The sequence below is a fragment of the Streptomyces sp. NPDC003284 genome, assembly GCF_053589675.1.
The window spans coordinates 1-19,857 of the sequence record NZ_JBSFSI010000012.1; the positions used below are offsets into that span (position 1 = coordinate 1).

A 19,857-nucleotide genomic window follows, 5' to 3' on the forward strand; every position below is an offset into this window, starting at 1 on the left:
GCGCCGCTGGTGTCGCTGAACGACGGTGCGGGTGCGCGGATCCAGGAGGGTGTCTCGGCGCTGGCCGGGTACGGCGGGATCTTCCAGCGGAACACGAAGGCGTCGGGTGTCATCCCGCAGATCTCGGTGATGCTGGGCCCGTGCGCGGGCGGTGCGGCCTACAGCCCGGCGCTGACGGACTTCGTTTTCATGGTCCGTGAGACCTCGCAGATGTTCATCACCGGTCCGGACGTCGTCAAGGCGGTCACCGGCGAGGAGATCACGCAGAACGGGCTCGGTGGCGCGGATGTGCACGCCGAGACGTCGGGTGTGTGCCACTTCGCCTACGACGACGAGGAGACCTGCATCGCGGAGGTCCGCTACCTCCTCTCCCTCCTCCCGCAGAACAACCGCGAGAACCCGCCGCGGGCCGAGTCCTCCGACCCGGTCGAGCGCCGCTCCGACCTCCTCCTCGACCTGGTCCCGGCCGACGGCAACCGGCCGTACGACATGACGAAGGTCATCGAGGAGATCGTCGACGACGGCGAGTACCTGGAGGTCCACGAGCGCTGGGCGCGGAACATCATCTGCGCGCTCGCCCGGATGGACGGTCAGGTCATCGGCATCGTCGCCAACCAGCCCCAGGTGCTGGCCGGTGTGCTGGACATCGAGGCCAGTGAAAAAGCTGCGCGCTTCGTCCAGATGTGTGACGCTTTTAACATTCCGATCGTCACCCTGCTGGACGTTCCGGGCTTCCTGCCGGGTGTCGACCAGGAGCACGGCGGGATCATCCGGCACGGCGCGAAGCTGCTGTACGCCTACTGCAACGCCACGGTGCCGCGGATCTCGCTGATCCTGCGTAAGGCGTACGGAGGTGCGTACATCGTGATGGACTCCCAGTCGATCGGCGCCGACCTGACGTACGCCTGGCCGACCAACGAGATCGCGGTGATGGGCGCCGAGGGCGCGGCCAACGTCATCTTCCGCCGCCAGATCGCCGACGCGCCCGACCCCGAGGCCATGCGCGCACGCATGGTCAAGGAGTACAAGGCCGAGCTGATGCACCCGTACTACGCCGCCGAGCGCGGTCTCGTCGACGACGTCATCGACCCGGCCGAGACCCGGGAAGTGCTGGCCAAGTCCCTCGCGATGCTGCACACCAAGCACGCCGACCTGCCCTCCCGCAAGCACGGCAACCCGCCGCAGTAGGCGCGGCAACCGCCGTAACCCGGCGGACGCACCGCGGTCACCCCGCGGACCCCTCAGCCACGGAGACTGACACCCATGGACATGCCTGACATCCGCGTCGAGAAGGGCCACGCCGAGCCCGAGGAAGTCGCCGCCCTGACGGCCATACTCCTGGCCCGCGCGGCGGCCCGCCCCGCGGACACCTCCCTGACCCGGCACGACCGGCACAAGGCCCGCTGGCGGCGCCTGGAGCGCGAGAACGGCTTCCACGCCCCGCACAGCTGGCGCGGCTAGGACCGGCCGCCGGGCCGCCGGACAGCCGGACGGCCCGAACCCGCCGAAGATCGCCGAAGGGCCCCTCTCCTGTGCGGAGAGGGGCCCTTCGGCATGTCCGGGGCGGGCTACCGCAGGCGGGCCATCAGCGCGTGCTCGACCAGCGTGATCAGCGCCGACTTGGCGTCCGCGCGGTGACGGGCGTCGGTGGTGATGATCGGGGTGTCGGGACCGATCTGAAGGGCCTCGCGGACCTCGTCCGGGTTGTAGGGCTGCTGGCCGTCGAAGCCGTTGAGGGCGATGACGAACGGCAGTCCGCTGTTCTCGAAGTAGTCGACCGCCGGGAAGCAGTCGGCGAGCCTGCGGGTGTCGACCAGGACGACCGCGCCGATGGCGCCGCGCACCAGGTCGTCCCACATGAACCAGAACCGGTCCTGGCCGGGCGTGCCGAACAGGTAGAGGATCAGGTCCTGGTCCAGGGTGATGCGGCCGAAGTCCATGGCCACCGTCGTGGTGGTCTTGTCCCCGGTGTGGGTGAGGTCGTCGATGCCCGCCGACGCGGATGTCATGACGGCCTCTGTGCGCAGCGGGTTGATCTCCGAAACGGCGCCGACGAACGTGGTCTTGCCCACGCCGAAGCCGCCCGCCACCACGATCTTCGCGGAAGTGGTGGAGCGACTTGGAGAAACCGGCCCTCCGCTAGAGCTTGCGAAGTCCACTGAGCACCCTTTCGAGCAGTGTCACGTCTGGCTGGCCGCCGGCGTTCTCGTCGCCGCCGGGCTGATGGATGGCGACCAGGCCCGCCTCCGCCAAGTCGGCGACGAGAATCCTGGCCACGCCGAGAGGGATCGTCAGGAGGGCCGAGATCTCGGCCACCGACTTGATCTCGCGGCACAGATGGCAGATCCGCTGATGCTCGGGCAACTGGCCCTGCATCTGGTGCGGTTGCGCGGTGGTGTGCACCAGGGCCTCGATGGCGAGCTGGTAACGCGGCCTGGTGCGGCCGCCCGTCATGGCGTACGGGCGGACCAGAGGGTTGTTCTGCGACGCCGGTGCGGGCATCGGCTCGGGGGAGTACCGCTGCGGCTGCACCGGCTGGATGCGCGGCGCCGGCGGCTGGTCGTACGGCGAAGGGCCGGGGCCCTGCGGGGCGTAGGGCTGCCGGTGCTGCGGAGCGGAGGGGTAGGCGTACGGGTCGACCGGGCCGTTGCCGTGTCCCTGGGCGGGACCGTACGACCAGTTGCCCGAAGCCGAACCACCTGGGTGTGTTGCCACTCTTACTCCTCCTCCGACTGCGCCGGGCACCCCACAGAGGGGAAGCCGCGTCCCGAAACCTTACGGCCCCGGGACACCGATACGCACCGTACGTCCTTCAGTTGAGAAGGCTTCCCTGGAGCTCCGCACGGAGATCCGGGGTGAGGACCGTGCCCGCGCGGTCCACGAGAAGTGCCATTTCGTACCCGACGAGACCGATGTCCGCTTCCGGGTGGGCGAGGACGGCAAGGGACGATCCGTCGGAGATGGACATGATGAAGAGGAATCCCCGCTCCATCTCCACAACCGTCTGGTTCACGCTGCCGCCCTCGAAGATGCGCGAGGCACCGGCGGTCAGCGAGGTCAGACCGGAGGCGACGGCCGCGAGCTGGTCGGCACGGTCGCGGGGAAAGCCTTCGGACATCGCCAGAAGGAGTCCGTCGGCGGAGACCACCACGGTGTGGGACACCCCGGGGGTGTTGTCCACGAAGTTGGTGATCAACCAGTTCAGGTTCTGTGCCGCCTGGCTCATCGGGCTCACACTAACGCTCCTGGTTGTAGGTGCTGTCAGGACCACTGTGTTCATTCCTTGTGGCCTGGCCGTTCTTTTCACTGCCCGCGCTGCGTCCCCGCTGCACGCCCTGGCGCAGGTTGCTCAACCTGCCCCGGACGTCCTCGGGGGCGCGGGAGACCTGTGGGCCGCCCTGCGGGGTCGATTCCGCGGTGCCCTCGACCAGGTTGGCCTTGGGCACCCGCCGCGGCAGACCGGAGGAGGTGACCCCGCCCGCCTTGGGCTTCTTGAGCTGCGATGCCTGCTGCCACCGCTCGTCGTTCGCCGAACGCCAGCCGCTGCCACCGCCGTTGCCGTTGCTGTTGCCGTTGTTCTCCGCGTCCGGGGCCGGTGCCTGGGGCACGGGTCCCGAGCCGTTCACGGTGCCCGCGGTGGAACCGCGGCGCGGCAGTCCGGCGTCCGTCAGTGCGTGTCCCGCCCCCGCGTCCGGCTCCGGCAGGCCGAAGCCCGTGGACTCGGCCCCGGGCGCCTCGGCGGTCCGCGCGGCGTCCGGCTCCGCCTGTGGAGCGTACTGCTCCGGATAGCTGTTCGGGTAGCCGTCCGGCTGCGGCCAGTCGTCCTGGTAGGGCTGCTGCGGGTACGCCTGCTGCTCCTGGTACCCGGCGTACGCGTCGGCCGGGTAGCCGCCGTTCTGCGCCGGGGCGCCGTCGGGCGCGTAGTACGCCTGCTGCTCGTACGGCTGCTGCTGGTCGTACCCCTGCTGCTCGTACGTCTGCTGCCCGTACGGCTGCTGGTCCGGGGCGTACGCGGCGGGCTGGTCGTAGCCGGGCTGCTGCTGCGGGTACGGCGCCGGGCCGGTGCCGTACGGCTGCTGCTGCCCGGTGGACTCCTCCGGGTGGGCGGCGGGCGCCCCGGCGGTCGCCGGACCCTCCTGCGGCGGGGACTCCAGGGTGGCGCGGCGCTCCTCGCGCTTGAGCGAGCGGCCGACCGGGTCCAGTTCCCGGATGTCGTCGGGGACCTCGGCGTAGCGGCTGTCGTCGAAGCCGAGTTCGGCGGCCGTGCGCAGCGACGGCCGGCCGTCCGCGCCCTGGCCCTGCTGTCCCTGGAACTGCTGCTCGGGGATGATCTGCGGAACGGTGAACTCGTCGCCGCCCACGCCCTGTTCGGCGCTGCCGCCATGGGTGATGGCGTCCGGGAGCATGACCAGCGAGGTGGTGCCCGCCTGCTCGCCCGAGGGGCGCAGCTGGACCCGGACACCGTGCCGGTCCGCGAGCCGGCCGACCACGAACAGGCCCATGCGCTGGGAGATCGCGACGTCCACGGTGGGCGGGTTGGCGAGCTTGTGGTTGATGTCCGCGAAGTCCTCGGCGGTCAGGCCGATGCCCTTGTCGTGGATCTCCACCATGATCCGGCCGTCGGGCAGCCGGGTCGCGGTGACCCGGACCTTGGTCTGCGGCGAGGAGAAGGTGGTGGCGTTCTCCAGCAGCTCGGCCAGCAGGTGCACCAGGTCGGTGACCGCGCGGCCGTGGATCTCGGCCTCGGGGACGCCGGACATCTCGATGCGCTCGTACTGCTCCACCTCGGAGGAGGCGGCCCGCAGCACGTCGACCAGCGGGACCGGCTGGTCCCAGCGGCGGCCGGGCTCCTCGCCCGCGAGGACCAGCAGGTTCTCGCCGTTGCGGCGCATCCGGGTCGCCAGGTGGTCCAGCCGGAAGAGGTTCTCCAGCTGGTCCGGGTCGGCCTCGTTGTTCTCCAGGTCGGTGATCAGGGTCAGCTGGCCCTCGATCAGCGACTGGTTGCGGCGCGAGAGGTTGGTGAAGATCGCGTTGATGTTGCCCCGCAGCAGGGCCTGCTCGGCGGCGAGCCGGACCGCCTCGCGGTGCACCTGGTCGAAGGCGCGGGCGACCTCGCCGATCTCGTCGGTGGACGTGATCGGGATGGGCGCGACCCGGGTGTCGACCCGGCCCGGGTCGGTGCGCGAGAGCTGGTCGACCAGCATCGGCAGGCGCTGCTCGGCGATGCCGAAGGCCGCGTTGCGCAGCCGTCGCATCGACCGGCTCATCTGGCGGGCCACCAGACCGGCCAGCAGGAAGGCGGCGAGCAGCGCGACCACGACGACGGCGCCGGTGACGAACGCCGACCGCTTGGCGTCGGCGGCGATGCCGGACGCCTCGTCCACCGCGTTGTCGGCCATGTCCGACTCGATCTTGCGGTACGCGTCGAACTTGAGGGTGTTCACGGCCCACCAGTTCTGCGCGGTGATGCCCTTGCCCGCCAGCGCCTGGCGCTCGGACGCCTCGGTGCCCTTCAGCGTGGCGAGGGCCGTGACCATCTTCTGCGGGTCGGACGGCGGGGCCACGTAGTCGGGGTCCTTGGTCTTGGACTCCTCGGCCAGCGCCGCGGCCTTGGACCGGACCTCCTGGTTCTGCGCGTCGAGCTTGTCCGCGTCCGCCTGGGTGCCGCCGCCGAGGTACTCCTTGAGGGCGATGTTCTCCAGGTAGGCGTAGGAGGACAGGGCGATGCGCTGGCTGGCCAGGTTGCCGCCGTCCGGGCCGGGCGCGATCAGCAGGTGCATCCCGATGGAACGTTCCAGCGACAGCGCGGCCTGCGTCAGCGACATCGCGTAGACCGTGCGGCCGTAGGAGGTGATGTTGCCGGTGCCCAGGCCCAGCTCGTTGGCGAACTCCATCAGCGGGTGCGCGACCTGGACGTAGCCCTCCTCGGTCTGCACGCCGTTGAGCTTGGAGGTGTATGCGGCGGCGCGCAGCGACTCCAGCTGCGGCTCGGCCTCCCGGAACAGCTTCAGACGGCGCTCCAGACCGGCCTTGTGCGGCATGCTCTTCGCGGCCTGGTCGAAGGCGTCCGCCGCCCGGTCGGTGAGGCCGCGGGCCTGCACGACGGCCGTGTCCTTCTGGCCCTTGCCCTGGAGCAGCGGAGCGGCGGTGGTGTCCCGCTCGTTGTACAGGGCGTTGGCGTAGGTGAGGGAGGCCCGCACCAGGCGCGCGGTGTGCTCGGCGTCCTGGGCGTCCTGCCAGGTGTCGATCGAGCTCTTGACCTGGAAACCGCCCATGACCAGGCCGACCAGCACGGGGATGAGCAGGATCGCGTTCAGCCGGGCGGGCACCCGCCAGTTGCGGGGGGAGAGGCGGCCTCCGGCCGGCGCGGGTGCGGCGGCCGGCTCGGCCGCGGGCACATGCGTGGGCGCCGCGCCGCGCGGCGGCGGGGTGAAGTTGCCCCGGGCCGACGGCTCAGGACCGTTCTTGCTTCGCCTCACTCGACCAACAACCTCTCGGCGGTCGGCACCTACGTTGTGCCGCAGTGTCTCAGAGCCCTGTCCGCCGTGGACGGACATCACGACCACTCGGTACGGCTCAGCGCGTCCTCGCTGAGCGGTACGTCGTCGGTCATGGGGCAGTTCAGGCATTCCAGCACGCCGACATGCGCTCTTCCAAACAGTGGAAAGCACCGATTGAGAGTGATGTAAGTCCCAGATAAAACGGTCATAAAGAACGAGCCGCGCCAAAAAGCGGGGATCTCGTGCGCACAGCGACACCGAATGTGCGCGACGCGTTGCGTCACCACCCGATTCTTCTGCCGAAACGTTATGAACGCCGAGGCCGGCCGTGTCCCACGACACAGCCGGCTCCGGTACGTCTACGGCAACTGCCGTATGGCCTTGCCTACTTGGATGCTAGGCGAAAGCTGTCCCCGGTGTCACCGCAACCGGGCCATCAGCGCGTGCTCGACCAGCGTGATCAGCGTCGACTTGGCGTCGGTGCGGTGCCGGGCGTCGGTGGTGATGATCGGCGCGTCCGGGCCGATCTGGAGCGCCTCGCGGACCTCGTCCGGCGTGTACGGCTGCTGGCCGTCGAAGCCGTTGAGGGCGATGACGAACGGCAGCCCGCTGTTCTCGAAGTAGTCGACCGCCGGGAAGCAGTCGGCCAGACGCCGGGTGTCCACCAGCACCACCGCGCCGATGGCACCCCTGACCAGGTCGTCCCACATGAACCAGAACCGGTCCTGGCCGGGGGTGCCGAACAGGTACAGGATCAGGTCCTGGTCGAGCGTGATGCGGCCGAAGTCCATGGCCACCGTCGTGGTGGTCTTGTCCCCGGTGTGCGTGAGGTCGTCGATGCCCGCCGACGCGGACGTCATCACGGCCTCGGTACGCAGCGGGTTGATCTCCGAGACGGCACCGACGAAGGTCGTCTTGCCGACGCCGAAGCCGCCCGCCACCACGATCTTCGCGGAGGTGGTCGCCCGGCCGCCGTCAGAGCTTGCGAAGTCCACTGAGCACCCTTTCGAGCAGCGTCACATCCGGTGCGCCACCGTTGTTCTCGTCGCCGCCCGGCTGGTGGATGGCCACCAGCCCGGCTTCGGCCAGGTCCGCGACGAGGATCCGCGCGACGCCCAGCGGCATCGCCAGGAGCGCCGACACCTCGGCCACGGATTTCACCTCGCGGCACAGATGGCAGATCCGCTGGTGCTCCGGGAGCAGTCCCATCAGCGCTGCCGGGTCGGCCGTGGTGCTGATCAGCGCCTCGATGGCGAGCTGGTAGCGCGGCCGGGTCCGGCCGCCGGTCATCGCGTACGGACGAACCAGCGGCTGGTCGCCCTCGTCCCCGTACGGCTCGGCGTACGGATCATGATGGGCGGTGGGCGGGGTCATGAATCCTCCGGGCGGGACAGCAAGTCGGTCGGGCGAGCCGTCGGACGAGGCCGGTGGGGGGATTGTGTCGGCCGGACGGTGATGTGGTGACGCGGGTGGTGCCGGGGCCGGTCAGTGGAGCAGACTGCCCTGTAGTTCAGCGCGCAGGTCGGGCGTGAGGACGGCCCCCGCGCGGTCGACGAGCAGCGCCATCTCGTAGCCGACGAGGCCGATGTCGCACTCCGGGTGGGCCAGTACCGCGAGGGACGACCCGTCCGAGACGGACATGAGGAACAGGAAGCCGCGCTCCATCTCCACGACCGTCTGCGCCACGCTGCCGCCCTCGAAGATGCGCGAGGCACCGGCGGTCAGCGAGGTCAGACCGGAGGCGACGGCCGCGAGCTGGTCCGCGCGGTCCCGCGGAAAGCCTTCGGACATGGCCAGAAGGAGTCCGTCCGCGGACACCACGACGGTGTGGGACACCCCCGGGGTGTTGTCCACGAAGTTGGTGATCAACCAGTTGAGGTTCTGTGCCGCCTGGCTCATCGGGCTCAACTAACGCTCCTGCTGGTGAGTGGGGCTCGGGAAGCTGCCCGTCTGGCCGGTGCCGGCCTGACGACCCTGTGCGATGCCCCGACGGAGATTGGTCAGCCGGCCGCGTACGTCGTCGGGCGCACGCGAGACCTGCGGACCGCTCTGGTGCTGTTGCTGCTGAGCCGTGCCCGGGACGAGGTTCGCCCTGGGCACCCGGCGCGGCAGGCCGGAGGTGGTGACGCCGCCCGCCGCCGGCTGCCGGACGCGCTCGGCCTGCCGGACGAGTTCGTCGTTCGGCGAGGTGCGCCAGGCGGAGGTGGCGGGACGCTGGGGGCTGGCGGGAGCCGGGGCGGTGGGGGGCGCTTCCGGGGCCTGGGGCTGCTGGGGCTGCTGGGGCTGCTGGGGCGCGGCCTGCTGGCCCGCCTGCTGCTGCCGCTCACCGCGGAACCAGTTGGTCTCCAGGGTGTCGAACAGCGGCGTCCTGCCGTCGCCGGGACCCGAGGCCGGGGGCAGCGCCCACTCGTCGCCGGGCGCGCGGCCCGCCTCGGGCTGCTGCGGGGCCGGCGGACGCGGGGCGCCGAAGTCGGCGGGACCGGACGGCTGGGGCCGCTCGAACTGGCCGGTGGACGACGGGTCCTGACGGACCGGCAGCGCGTGCCCGCCCGTGGCGGAACCGTCGTGACCGGGCTGCGCGAACTGCCCCGTGGAGCCGTTGTCGTAGCCCTGCGGGGCGTGGAACTGGCCGGTGGAGCCGTTGTCGTAGCCCTGCGGGGCGGCGAACTGCCCCGTGGAGCCGTCGTCGTAGTGCTGCGGAGCGGCGAACTGGCCGGTGGAGCCGTTGTCGTAGCCCTGCGGGGCCGCGAACTGGCCGGTGTCCGCCGGGTTGCCCTGGCCGAAGCCGGGGCCGCCCTGCTGTACGGGGTTCTGCGGGGTCTGCGCCGGGCCGAAGATGTCCGAGCGGACGAACGCGCCCGGGTTCTGCCCGCCCTGGGCACCTTGGTCCGGGAACTGACCCGCGGACCGGCCGCCGTCGGCGTCCTGGCGCGGCGCCTCGAAGCCGGGGCGGCCGTAGGCGCCCGTGTCCGCCGGGCCGGGGCCCTGGCGGCTGTCGGGTCCGGGCAGCACCGGCATCTCGGCCGTGGCGGCCGGACCCCGGTGGTCCTCGATCCGCGGCATGCGGGAGGTCTGCGCCTGCTCCGCCTCGTCGTGGCCGCGCGGGGTGTCGGGCGCGCCGGGACCGGCGTTCTCGCTGCCCCAGCTCGGGGTGCGCGGCTGCGGGTTGCCGCCCGGCAGCTCCGCGCGCGGACCACCGCGCGACGGCAGCTGCGGCTGCCTGCCCTGCTCGCCGCCGTTCGGGCGGCGCGGCGGCAGCGCGCCGCGTCCGCCGCCGAAGGCGTCCGGCCGCTCACCGCCGAAGGCGTCCTGCCGGTTGCCGCTCTGCTGTCCCTCGCCGAAGCCCTGGCGGTTGCCGCCCTGACGGCCGTCGTCGAAGCCCTGCGGAGCGCCGGTGCGGGTGTCGTCGCCGAAGCCGCCCTGCCGGTTCCCCGGCTGCTGTCCGTCGCCGAAGCCCTGGCGGCCGCCGCCGAAGACGTCCTGCCGGGCGCCGCCCTGCTGTCCGTCGCCGAAGCCCTGCGGCGCGCCCGGCGCCCGGCCGCCGAAGCCGGACCCGGCACCCGCCGGTTCCGGACGGCCCTGCTGGGGCAGACCGGGACCCTGCTGGCCCTGGCCCTGCTGACCTGGCTGGCCCTGCGGTCCGCGTGCTCCGCCCGGAGCGCCGGGGCCGCCCTGGCGGCCACCCGTGCCGGGCAGCGCCGCCCGCGGACCCTGGCCCGCGCCGACCTGACCACGCTGGGCGCCGGGGCCGAGCCGGTTCGCACCGCCCGGCGCGCCCGCGCCGAGCGGACCGCCGCCCGCCTGACCGCTCTGGCGCCGCGCCGCAGCCGCGCCCGCGGCAGCGGCGGCAGCCGCCGGACCGCCCACGGACGGACCGCCGGCCTTGCCGGGGGCCGGCTTCTTGCCGCCCTGGGCGACGTCCACCGGCAGCATGACGAGGGCCGTCGTACCGCCCGAGTCGGACGGGCGCAGCTGGATGCGGATGCCGTGCCGCTGCGACAGCCGGCCGACCACGAAGAGGCCCATGCGGCGGGAGACGGAGACGTCCACGGTGGGCGGCGAGGCCAGCCGCTCGTTGATCGCGGCCAGGTCCTCGGGGGAGAGGCCGATGCCGGTGTCGTGGATCTCGATGAGGACCCGGCCGTCCGGCAGCGCGTGACCGGTGACCTTGACCTTGGTCTGCGGGGAGGAGAACGAGGTGGCGTTCTCCAGCAGCTCGGCGAGCAGGTGCACGAGGTCGTTGACGACGCGTCCGGCGACCTCGGTGGTCGGCACCGAGGCCAGCTCGATGCGCTCGTACTGCTCCACCTCGGAGGCGGCGGCGCGCAGCACGTCGACCAGCGGGACCGGGCGGGTCCAGCGGCGGCCCGGCTCCTCACCGGCGAGGACGAGGAGGTTCTCGCCGTTACGGCGCATACGGGTGGCGAGGTGGTCGAGCTTGAACAGCGAGGAGAGCTGGTCCGGGTCGGCCTCGCGGGACTCCAGTTCGGAGATCAGCGACAGCTGGCGCTGGATCAGGCCCTGGGAGCGGCGCGAGAGGTTGGTGAACATCGCGTTGACGTTGCCCCGCAGCAGGGCCTGCTCGGCGGCGAGCCGGACCGCCTCGCGGTGCACCTCGTCGAAGGCCGCGGCCACCTGGCCGATCTCGTCCCGGGAGTGCACACCGACCGACTCCACGGACGTGTCGACGTCCTGCGGGTCGGACTCGGAGAGCTGCTTGACCAGCTCGGGCAGGCGGTCCTGGGCGACCTTGGTCGCGGTCTCCTGGAGCCGGCGCAGCGAGCGGATCATGGAGCGGGCCACGACGAAGGCGCCGACCAGCGACACACCGAGGACGAGCAGGATCAGCGCACCGGAGATGATGGCGTCGCGCTCGGTGGCACTGCGCAGCGAGCGGGCCTTCTGCTCCATCTCCTCCAGCAGCGTGTGCTCGATCTTCTTCATCTGCTCGATCTTCGTCGAGCTGTCGTCCACCCAGTCGCGGTAGGAGCGCTTGCTCTGCTGGGCCAGACCGGTGGAGCTGTCCAGGGCGCGCTTGGCGTAGGTGTCCGCCGACTGGATCGTCGGGTTGCCCTCCTCCATGGGCTTGATCAGCTCTTCCGCGCCGTCGCCGTAGATGTTGCGGAAGCTGTTGATCTCGGAGGTCTGGCTGTCCAGCGCCGACTGGGCGTAGAGCCGGTCGTTCTCGGCGAGGTTGCCCGCGGAGGTGTTGTTCGCGGGCAGCGCGGCGGCGATGACGGCACGCTGGACGGAGGCGTACTCCTTGGCGGAGGAGAACGCGGACAGCGCGCGGGTGCGCTGGATCATCTCCGGGTTGCTGGTCGCCTCGGCCATGTCCTGGGAGAGGCTGAGCAGCTCGGTGATGAGCCGGTGGTACGCCTCGACGGTCTGGGTCGAGTTCCGGTCGTGCGCGTAGGCCGTCTTGCGGATGGAACCGAGGTGGTTCAGCTCGCTGGCGAGGCCGACCAGGGTCTCGCGCACGCCCTGGAGGTTGCCGCCCTTGCTGGCGCTGTCGATCTCCTCGGAGGCGGCCAGGAAGACCTCGGTGGCCCGGTCGGTCTTGTCCCGGAAGCCCTTGACGGTGATGGCGCTGGCGCTGGAGGGGTGCGAGAGCGGACCGGCGGACTGGTCGCGCTCCTCCTGGAGCGCGGCGGCCAGCTCGGTGGCCTGCTTGGTCATGTCCGTCAGCAGCTTCATGTTGTCGAGCTGCTGGATGTCGTCCAGGTTCTGGTCGATGCGCAGGGCGCCGAGGGTGGTCGCCGCGATCACGGGGAGGGCCAGCAGCGACACCAGGCGGGTGGAGATGCGCCAGTTGCGCAGGGCCACGCGCGAGCCGGGCCCGACGGGGGCCGGGGTCTTGGCGGACTTCTCGCTCTTCGCGGACTTCGCCGACTTGCCGGCCGGGGCGGGGCCGCCGGGGCTGGGCGCGGTCGGGGAGGCACCCGCGCCGGGGCGCGCGGAGCTGTCACCGGACGGGGCCGGGCCCTGGTTCTGGGCGTGCGGGGGCGTGGAACCGACGGCCTTGGGGCCAGTCCCGCCCTGCGGCTCCGGCTCCGCCGAAGCGCTGCCATCCCTCTTGAAACGTCCCTGCACTAGCGTCGCAACCTCTGGACCAGGCGCCCTCCCGCGCGAGCGGCAAGGCGGTGTCGGCGTCGTGGGAAGCGCCCTGAAAACGCTCCCCGGTGGTCGTGAGTGACCGGCGCTGGTTCCCCCTTCTCGCCGCCCACTCGGCGCTGCGTTGCGCCCCCTGCGCGCCGGCTCGATCCCGCGGCGGTCCGTGGCATTCCAGCACAGTGCAGGATCTCCAACAAGGCATGTGGGCCAGCCTGTGACCTCTGTGACAGCGCGTGAGGACCGAGTTACGAGATGTGGAAAGCGGTACCCCGCATACCGGGCATATCTCTACGAGCCGCTGGGTCGCCACAGGTGTCCCAGTCGCCATGATCGGGAGCGGAATGGTGGCTTCAGTGGTCTTATGCCCGATTCGGCGGAGCGTGATCCGGTCGGTAATTGTCCGGATTGTGGATCACGTCGTGAGCAAACTCACATGGAGATCACGGTCTCTTCCCGTCTTCGGCCGGGAATCGCGCGTTTAGCCTGACGCTTTACATAAGGCGTGCAACTGCCCACCCGCGCCCGCGCGGGGGTCCCGAGGCCCTCCAGGCGCCTGTCCACGACAAGGTCTGCTACCACCGTGAAGACGACGATGATGTTCCGCAACATAGCCAACCCCCGACGCACCACGCTGGCGCACCTGGAGGACGCCGAAGCGCTGGAGACGCCGGAGGCGCCGGAGCACCCCGTGACCCTCCCCGCGCAGACCGCCAACCCGCGCCGCACCGTCCTCATGGAGATGCCGGTGGCGGCCGCGGTCGCGGAGTAGACCCGGCGGGCACCGCCCGCGCCCGCTCGCACAGCCGTACGCCGAAGGGGCACCCCACGCCGAAGGGGGTGCCCCTTCGGCGTACCCGCGCCACCGGTGCGCGAGGCGCGGGCCGGTGGCCGCGTTAGCCTGGAGCGTCAGACTCCCGCCAGCTCAGTCAAGGGGCCAAGCAACCCGTGCGCATCGCCAGGTTCTCCATCGACGGGAACGTCGCCTTCGGCGCGGTCGAGGGCGACCAGCCGGACCAGCTCGTCCTCGACATCATCAAGGGCATCCCGTTCGCGGACTTCGAGCTCTCCGGCACCAAGGTGCCGCTGAGCAAGGTGCGACTGCTGCCCCCGGTGCTGCCCAGCAAGGTCGTCGCCTTCGGCCGCAACTACGCCGAGCACGCCCGCGAACTCGGCAACGAGGTGCCCGAGGCGCCGTTCGCCTTCTTCAAGCCGTCCACCTCCGTGACCGGCCCCGGCGACCCGGTCCCGTACCCCTCCTTCACGCAGGAACTGCACCACGAGGCGGAGCTCGCCGTCGTCATCGGCCGCATGTGCCGCGAGGTGCCGCGCGAGCGCGTCAAGGACGTGATCTTCGGCTACACCTGCGCCAACGACATCACCGCCCGCGACGTCCAGCGCCGCGAGAAGCAGTGGGCGCGCGCCAAGGGCTTCGACGGCTCCTGCCCGCTGGGCCCCTGGGTGGAGACCGGCATCGACCTGGAACGGGCGGGCGACCTGACCGTCCAGCTCACGGTCAACGGCGAACAGCGCCAGCTCGGCCGCACCAGCGAGATGATCCACCCCATCGCGGATCTGATCGTCAACATCTCCGAGGCCATGACGCTGCTCCCCGGCGACGTGATCCTCACGGGCACCCCCGCGGGGGTCGGCCCCCTCAGCGTCGGCGACGACGTCGCCGTCACCATCGAAGGCATCGGCACTCTCACCAACAAGGTTGTCCAGCGTGGCTAGCGCATCAGGCTCCCCCGTCCGCGTCCGTTTCTGCCCCTCGCCCACCGGTAACCCCCACGTGGGCCTGGTCCGCACCGCCCTGTTCAACTGGGCGTTCGCCCGGCACCACCAGGGCACCCTGGTCTTCCGCATCGAGGACACCGACGCGGCCCGCGACTCCGAGGAGTCCTACGAGCAGCTCCTCGACGCGATGCGCTGGCTGGGCTTCGACTGGGACGAGGGCCCCGAGGTCGGCGGCCCGCACGCGCCCTACCGCCAGTCGCAGCGCATGGACATCTACGCCGACGTCGCCGCCAGGCTCCTGGACGCCGGCCACGCCTACCGCTGCTACTGCTCCCAGGAGGAGCTGGACAGCCGCCGCGAGGCCGCCCGCGCCGCCGGCAAGCCCTCCGGCTACGACGGCCACTGCCGCGACCTGAGCGCCGGGCAGATCCAGGCGTACGAGGCCGAGGGCCGCGCCCCGATCGTCCGCTTCCGCATGCCCGACGAGCCGGTCACCTTCGACGACCTGGTCCGCGGCGAGATCACCTACCTGCCGGAGAACGTCCCGGACTACGGCATCGTCCGCGCCAACGGCGCCCCGCTCTACACGCTCGTCAACCCGGTCGACGACGCCCTCATGGAGATCACCCACGTCCTGCGCGGCGAGGACCTGCTCTCCTCCACCCCGCGCCAGATCGCCCTGTACAAGGCGCTCACCGAGCTGGGCATCGCGAAGACCACCCCCGAGTTCGGCCACCTGCCCTACGTCATGGGCGAGGGCAACAAGAAGCTCTCCAAGCGCGACCCGCAGTCCTCGCTGAACCTCTACCGCGAGCGCGGCTTCCTGCCCGAGGGCCTGCTCAACTACCTCTCCCTGCTGGGCTGGTCGCTCTCCGCCGACCAGGACATCTTCGGCATCGACGAGATGGTCGCCGCCTTCGACGTCAAGGACGTCAACCCCAACCCGGCGCGCTTCGACCTCAAGAAGTGCGAGGCGATCAACGCCGACCACATCCGCCTGCTCGACGTGAAGGACTTCACCGAGCGCTGCGCCCCCTGGCTGAAGGCCCCCGTCGCCCCCTGGGCGCCCGAGGACTTCGACGAGGCCAAGTGGCAGGCGATCGCGCCGCACGCGCAGACCCGGCTGAAGGTCCTCTCGGAGATCACCGACAACGTCGACTTCCTCTTCCTGTCCGAGCCGGTCCTCGACGAGGCGAGCTGGGCCAAGGCCATGAAGGAGGGCTCGGACGCCCTGCTGCGCACGGCCCGCGAGAAGCTGGACGCGGCCGACTGGTCCTCCGCCGAGTCCCTCAAGGAGGCCGTCCTGACCGCCGGCGAGGCGCACGGCCTCAAGCTCGGCAAGGCCCAGGCCCCCGTCCGCGTCGCCGTCACCGGCCGCACGGTCGGCCTGCCCCTCTTCGAGTCCCTCCAGGTCCTCGGCAAGGAGAAGACACTGGCCCGCGTCGACGCGGCGCTGGCGAAGCTCGCGGCGTAGGCCCGGACAGCGACAGGGGCGGCACCCGGAGCGACCGGGTGCCGCCCCTTCGTGCTGCCCTCCCGCGTGCCGCCCGGCGGCGGTACCGTCGGTCCCATGGCGATCAGAGCGGTCCTGTGGGACGTCGACGACACCCTCTTCGACTACACCTCGGCCGACCGGGCCGGGATGCGGGCGCACCTGGTCGCCGAACGGCTGCTGGACGGGTACGGCACCGTGGACGCGGCGCTGGCGCACTGGCGGCGGATCACCGACGCGCAGTGGGCTCGCTTCGCGGCGGGGGAGACGACCTTCGAGGGACAGCGCCGGGACCGGGTGCGGGTCTTCCTGGACCGCCCGGAGCTGACCGACCCCGAGGCCGAGGCGTGGTTCGCGCGCTACCTGGGGCACTACGAGGGCGCCTGGGCCCTCTTCCCGGACGTGCTGCCCGCCCTGGACGCCCTCGCCGCCAGCCACCGGCACGCGGTGCTCTCCAACTCCAGCCTGCACGTGCAGGAGCGCAAGCTGCGGGTCCTCGGGGTGCGCGACCGCTTCGAGGCGGTGCTGTGCGCGGCCGAGCTGGGGCTGTCCAAACCGGCCGCCGGTGCCTTCCACGCGGCCTGCGAGGCGCTGGACCTGCCGCCGCACCAGGTCGCCTACGTCGGCGACCACCCGGAGATCGACGCGCGGGGCGCCGCCGACGCCGGGCTGCTGGCCGTGTGGATCGACCGGGCCGGCGTTCCCGGCGGCGCCCCGGCGCGGCCGGACGCGCACCGGATCGCCTCCCTGTCCGAACTCCCCGCGGTGCTCGGCGCGGATACCCGTTTTGGAGCCCCGTCCACCTTCAGGTAATGTTCTTCCTGCGCCGCGGGAGCGGGCCGGAAGGCCGGAAGCCCGAGGCGCACTACTAGAACAAGAACCCCATCGGGGCTTGCGTTCCAGTGGCCTATGGTGTAATTGGCAGCACGACTGATTCTGGTTCAGTTAGTCTTGGTTCGAGTCCAGGTAGGCCAGCTCGCAGATGCTTCAATCTGCACCCGCGGATCTCATCCGCGAGCCCCCGTTGTGTAGCGGCCTAGCACGCTGCCCTCTCAAGGCAGTAGCGCCGGTTCGAATCCGGTCGGGGGTACAGATCCTTCCCGCGAGGACGGCCAGGGTAGCTCCCACCGACCTCGATGCAGGATCGCTAGGGCCCCCGTTGTGTAGCGGCCTAGCACGCCGCCCTCTCAAGGCGGTAGCGCCGGTTCGAATCCGGTCGGGGGTACTGACTGGTCTAAACCATCATTGGTCTATGGTGTAATTGGCAGCACGACTGATTCTGGTTCAGTTAGTCTTGGTTCGAGTCCAGGTAGACCAGCTCGGACCTGCGGCGGCTCAGTATGAAACGCTTGCAGTGTCCAGGCCCCCGTTGTGTAGCGGCCTAGCACGCCGCCCTCTCAAGGCGGTAGCGCCGGTTCGAATCCGGTCGGGGGTACAAGATCGGCAAGGGCCCTCCCTCGGGAGGGCCCTTCGTCGTGTCCGCTCCTCCTGCCCGCGCCGCCCCGCCCCGGCTCACTTGCCGTCGAAGCGGCGGCGCGACTCCTCGGACTCCGCCAGCCGCCGCAGGCTCAGCACCACCGGCTCGTACAGCACGGTCAGCGCCACCGCGGCCTCCACCTGCTCGTCCGGCGTCCCGTACCGCTCCACCAGATCCAGGTCCGCCACCGCGATCCGCTCCATCGAGCGGGCGTAGGGCTCCAAGTCGTCGGTGGCGCACGGGTAGCCGAGGCGGGAGAGCGTGGCGATGGCGGTGACCAGCATCGCGTACGCCGGGGCGGCCGGTGCCTCGGCGGGCGTCTGGCCGGACGCGTCGGCGTAGCCCCAGCCCATCCGCTCCATGAGCGCGCCGGCGGTCCGCCGGGCCGTCTCGGTGGCCGGGTCCTCCTCGTCGGGCGCCGGGCCGTGCGGCAGCGCCCACACGGCGGTGCCCAGGCGCTGGTTGCGGTCCAGGTCCTCGTCGGCCAGGACGGCGAGGACGTCGCGGGCCGACTTCACCGGGATCCGCCCCACCTGGATCAGGGCGCGCACCAGCCGCAGCTTGCGCAGGTGCTCCTCGTCGTACTCCGCCTCGGTGGCCGTGACCCGGCGGCCGGGGGGCAGCAGCCCCTCGCGCAGGTAGTACTTGATCGTCGCCCGGGAGACCCCGCTACGTGCGCTCAGCTCCGCCAGTCGCATGCGTGCCGTGACCTTCCCTGCTTGTCTTGCGTATTGGAGAGTGCCACGATCCAATCATAGATAGCATTGCTATCCAGTGGGTCGGTGGAAGGAAGTGGGGAACCGCTCATGAGCGACAAGCCGATCGAAGGGCGCATGACCGCCGAGAGCGAGAACGAGGTGGTGGTCTTCCTCATCGGGATGAGGATCAACGACTTCTCCGCGGTGCGCAGTTGGTGGCCGGTGGCCCGTGCCATGCGGCCGATGCTCCAGGAGCTGCGGGCGGACAAGGCGCGCGGGCTCCTCGGCAGCAAGACCATGATGGGCGGGCTGCGCGAGATCTACCTCGTGCAGTACTGGGAGTCCAAGGAGAAGCTCCTCGCCTACGCCGCGGCGCCGGACCGCAACCACCACCCGGCCTGGGCCGCCTTCAACCGGCGGCTGCGCGAGGGGAACGGCAAGGTCGGCTTCTGGCACGAGACCTTCGTCGTCCCGGCGGGCGCCCACGAGGCGATCTACATCAACATGCCCGCGTACGGCCTGGGCCGGGCCACCGGGGTCATCCCGGTCGGCCGCCGGGGCGAGCGCGCGGGCGACCGCCTGCGGACCGTCTGAGGCGTGCCCGGGGGGCGCTCGCGGGGTGCTCGCGGGACGCCCGGAGGATGCTCGCGGGGCGCTCGCGGGCGGGCCGCGGGGTGCCGGGGCCAGGGCCCGAGGGTGGGGCTGGTGCGGGAGGGGCCGGTGAGGCTGCCGTGACCGGTGGGACGGGGGTGGCCGGGCGGGGCGGCCGGGCGCGGGCGCGGACGGGGGCGCCGCCGGGTGCGGACAGCGAGAGGGCCGGTCGGCGAAGGGCCGACCGGCCCGTGGGCTGGTGGGGCTGGTGGGACTGGTGGGGCGTCCGGGTCCGCGGGGGCGGGCCCGGGAGCGGGTCGTACGGGGTCCGGGGGAGGGCCTGCCGCGGCGTTGAGGCTGGCCCTGCCCGGGGGACCCGGGGAGCGGGAGGTGTCAGCCGGTGCGGCGCAGCGCCTCGGAGAGGCGGCCGGCGGCGTCGATGACGGCCTGGGCGTGCATCCGGCCCGGGTGGCGCGTCAGGCGCTCGATGGGACCGGAGACGGAGACCGCGGCCACCACGCGGTTGGACGGGCCGCGCACCGGCGCGGAGACGGAGGCGACGCCCGGCTCGCGCTCGCCGATGGACTGGGCCCAGCCCCGGCGCCGTACGCCCGAGAGGGCGGTCGCGGTGAAGCGGGCCCCCTGGAGCCCGCGGTGCAGCCGCTCCGGCTCCTCCCAGGCCATCAGGACCTGGGCCGACGAGCCCGCCTTCATGGTGAGCGTGGAACCGACCGGGACCGTGTCCCGCAGTCCGGACAGCCGCTCGGCGGCCGCCACGCAGATCCGCATGTCGCCCTGGCGGCGGTAGAGCTGCGCGCTCTCGCCCGTGACGTCGCGCAGATGCGTGAGGACCGGGCCCGCGGTGGCGAGGAGGCGGTCCTCGCCGGCCGCCGCCGCCAGCTCCGCGAGGCGGGGGCCGAGAATGAAACGGCCCTGCATGTCACGGGCCACCATGCGGTGGTGCTCCAGGGCCACGGCCAGCCGGTGGGCCGTGGGTCGTGCCAGTCCGGTCGCCGCGACCAGACCCGCGAGGGTGGCCGGACCGGACTCCAGGGCGCCAAGGACAAGGGCTGCCTTGTCCAGGACGCCGACGCCGCTACTGTTGTCCATGAAACGATACTCCCGTCTCACTCTGTGAAACGCAAGTTCAATTTTCCGTGGAACACGCCACCCTGGAAGACACAGCGGCCCGTGGACCGGCGGGCCGGGCGGCGGCTGCCCTGAGGGGGAAAGCGGGGGCCGCCACCTCGG

Annotated in this window: 17 protein-coding genes and 5 tRNA genes; 12 read left to right on the forward strand and 10 right to left on the reverse strand. The window is 71.6% G+C overall.

Translation table 11 applies throughout. The annotated features are described in order from the left end of the window. Both ACWDYF_RS23830 and ACWDYF_RS23835 read left to right on the forward strand, forming a co-directional pair. On the forward strand, positions 1 to 1,188 hold a 1,188-nt coding region (locus ACWDYF_RS23830), incomplete at its 5' end, for an acyl-CoA carboxylase subunit beta (protein WP_389470260.1). Between the two features lie 75 nt (positions 1,189 to 1,263). After that, on the forward strand, positions 1,264 to 1,461 hold the full coding sequence (locus ACWDYF_RS23835) for an acyl-CoA carboxylase epsilon subunit (RefSeq protein WP_018567890.1): 198 nt from the start codon (positions 1,264 to 1,266) through the stop codon (positions 1,459 to 1,461). Between the two features lie 107 nt (positions 1,462 to 1,568). Here ACWDYF_RS23835 and ACWDYF_RS23840 read toward each other — a convergent pair whose 3' ends face one another. The 8 genes from ACWDYF_RS23840 to ACWDYF_RS23875 form a co-directional block, all read right to left on the reverse strand. After that, entirely contained in the window at positions 1,569 to 2,159 is a 591-nt protein-coding gene (locus tag ACWDYF_RS23840; protein ID WP_026252548.1) for a GTP-binding protein, read from the reverse strand. Next, positions 2,140 to 2,715 carry a DUF742 domain-containing protein gene (locus ACWDYF_RS23845; protein WP_018567892.1) on the reverse strand — a complete coding sequence of 192 codons (576 nt, stop codon included), beginning with the start codon at positions 2,713 to 2,715 and terminating at the stop codon, positions 2,140 to 2,142. The genes ACWDYF_RS23840 and ACWDYF_RS23845 overlap by 20 nt, the downstream gene beginning before the upstream one ends. Positions 2,716 to 2,812: 97 nt before the next feature. Further along, positions 2,813 to 3,226, reverse strand: a complete 414-nt coding sequence (locus tag ACWDYF_RS23850) for a roadblock/LC7 domain-containing protein (RefSeq protein ID WP_033321188.1) — start codon at positions 3,224 to 3,226, stop codon at positions 2,813 to 2,815. Positions 3,227 to 3,236: 10 nt separating this feature from the next. Further along, complete coding sequence (locus ACWDYF_RS23855) at positions 3,237 to 6,479, reverse strand: nitrate- and nitrite sensing domain-containing protein (RefSeq protein ID WP_389470265.1); 3,243 nt, start codon at positions 6,477 to 6,479, stop codon at positions 3,237 to 3,239. 440 nt (positions 6,480 to 6,919) lie between these two features. Further along, positions 6,920 to 7,495: a GTP-binding protein gene (locus ACWDYF_RS23860; RefSeq protein ID WP_018567895.1), complete on the reverse strand. Its 576-nt coding sequence runs from the start codon at positions 7,493 to 7,495 to the stop codon at positions 6,920 to 6,922. Next, positions 7,476 to 7,874 carry a DUF742 domain-containing protein gene (locus ACWDYF_RS23865; protein WP_009190816.1) on the reverse strand — a complete coding sequence of 133 codons (399 nt, stop codon included), beginning with the start codon at positions 7,872 to 7,874 and terminating at the stop codon, positions 7,476 to 7,478. The genes ACWDYF_RS23860 and ACWDYF_RS23865 overlap by 20 nt, the downstream gene beginning before the upstream one ends. A gap of 111 nt (positions 7,875 to 7,985) precedes the next feature. Continuing rightward, entirely contained in the window at positions 7,986 to 8,399 is a 414-nt protein-coding gene (locus tag ACWDYF_RS23870; RefSeq protein WP_003993189.1) for a roadblock/LC7 domain-containing protein, read from the reverse strand. Positions 8,400 to 8,408: 9 nt separating this feature from the next. After that, on the reverse strand, positions 8,409 to 12,593 hold the full coding sequence (locus ACWDYF_RS23875; RefSeq protein ID WP_389470268.1) for a sensor histidine kinase: 4,185 nt from the start codon (positions 12,591 to 12,593) through the stop codon (positions 8,409 to 8,411). A gap of 601 nt (positions 12,594 to 13,194) precedes the next feature. Here ACWDYF_RS23875 and ACWDYF_RS23880 point away from each other — a divergent pair. The 9 genes from ACWDYF_RS23880 to ACWDYF_RS23920 all read left to right on the forward strand — a co-directional run bounded on the left by ACWDYF_RS23880 (position 13,195) and on the right by ACWDYF_RS23920 (position 17,275). After that, positions 13,195 to 13,383, forward strand: a complete 189-nt coding sequence (locus ACWDYF_RS23880) for a hypothetical protein (RefSeq protein ID WP_037888769.1) — start codon at positions 13,195 to 13,197, stop codon at positions 13,381 to 13,383. 176 nt (positions 13,384 to 13,559) lie between these two features. Next, complete coding sequence (locus ACWDYF_RS23885) at positions 13,560 to 14,345, forward strand: fumarylacetoacetate hydrolase family protein (protein WP_018567898.1); 786 nt, start codon at positions 13,560 to 13,562, stop codon at positions 14,343 to 14,345. Further along, complete coding sequence (gltX, locus tag ACWDYF_RS23890) at positions 14,338 to 15,822, forward strand: glutamate--tRNA ligase (RefSeq protein ID WP_389470271.1); 1,485 nt, start codon at positions 14,338 to 14,340, stop codon at positions 15,820 to 15,822. The genes ACWDYF_RS23885 and gltX overlap by 8 nt, the downstream gene beginning before the upstream one ends. Before the next feature lie 96 nt (positions 15,823 to 15,918). Continuing rightward, positions 15,919 to 16,653 carry an HAD family hydrolase gene (locus tag ACWDYF_RS23895; protein ID WP_389470273.1) on the forward strand — a complete coding sequence of 245 codons (735 nt, stop codon included), beginning with the start codon at positions 15,919 to 15,921 and terminating at the stop codon, positions 16,651 to 16,653. Positions 16,654 to 16,743: 90 nt separating this feature from the next. Beyond that, positions 16,744 to 16,815: transfer RNA gene (locus tag ACWDYF_RS23900), tRNA-Gln, on the forward strand. Positions 16,816 to 16,857: 42 nt separating this feature from the next. Then, a tRNA-Glu gene (locus ACWDYF_RS23905) sits at positions 16,858 to 16,930 on the forward strand. A 62-nt stretch (positions 16,931 to 16,992) separates the two neighbouring features. Further along, a tRNA-Glu gene (locus tag ACWDYF_RS23910) sits at positions 16,993 to 17,065 on the forward strand. A 21-nt stretch (positions 17,066 to 17,086) separates the two neighbouring features. After that, positions 17,087 to 17,158 (forward strand) — tRNA-Gln (locus ACWDYF_RS23915). 44 nt (positions 17,159 to 17,202) lie between these two features. Next, positions 17,203 to 17,275 (forward strand) — tRNA-Glu (locus ACWDYF_RS23920). Between the two features lie 77 nt (positions 17,276 to 17,352). Here ACWDYF_RS23920 and ACWDYF_RS23925 read toward each other — a convergent pair. Then, positions 17,353 to 18,015 (reverse strand): MerR family transcriptional regulator, encoded by a 663-nt coding sequence (locus ACWDYF_RS23925; RefSeq protein ID WP_381741132.1) that lies wholly within the window; start codon positions 18,013 to 18,015, stop codon positions 17,353 to 17,355. Between the two features lie 108 nt (positions 18,016 to 18,123). Between ACWDYF_RS23925 and ACWDYF_RS23930 the strand changes: the two genes are divergently transcribed. After that, the gene (locus tag ACWDYF_RS23930) at positions 18,124 to 18,609 is read left to right on the forward strand and encodes a DUF4188 domain-containing protein (protein ID WP_018567902.1); all 486 of its coding nucleotides are present in this window, start codon (positions 18,124 to 18,126) and stop codon (positions 18,607 to 18,609) included. 390 nt (positions 18,610 to 18,999) lie between these two features. Here ACWDYF_RS23930 and ndgR read toward each other — a convergent pair whose 3' ends face one another. After that, a complete protein-coding gene (gene ndgR, locus ACWDYF_RS23935; protein ID WP_018567903.1) occupies positions 19,000 to 19,716 on the reverse strand; it encodes an IclR family transcriptional regulator NdgR in 717 nt (238 codons plus the stop codon). Between the last annotated feature and the right edge of the window lie 141 nt (positions 19,717 to 19,857).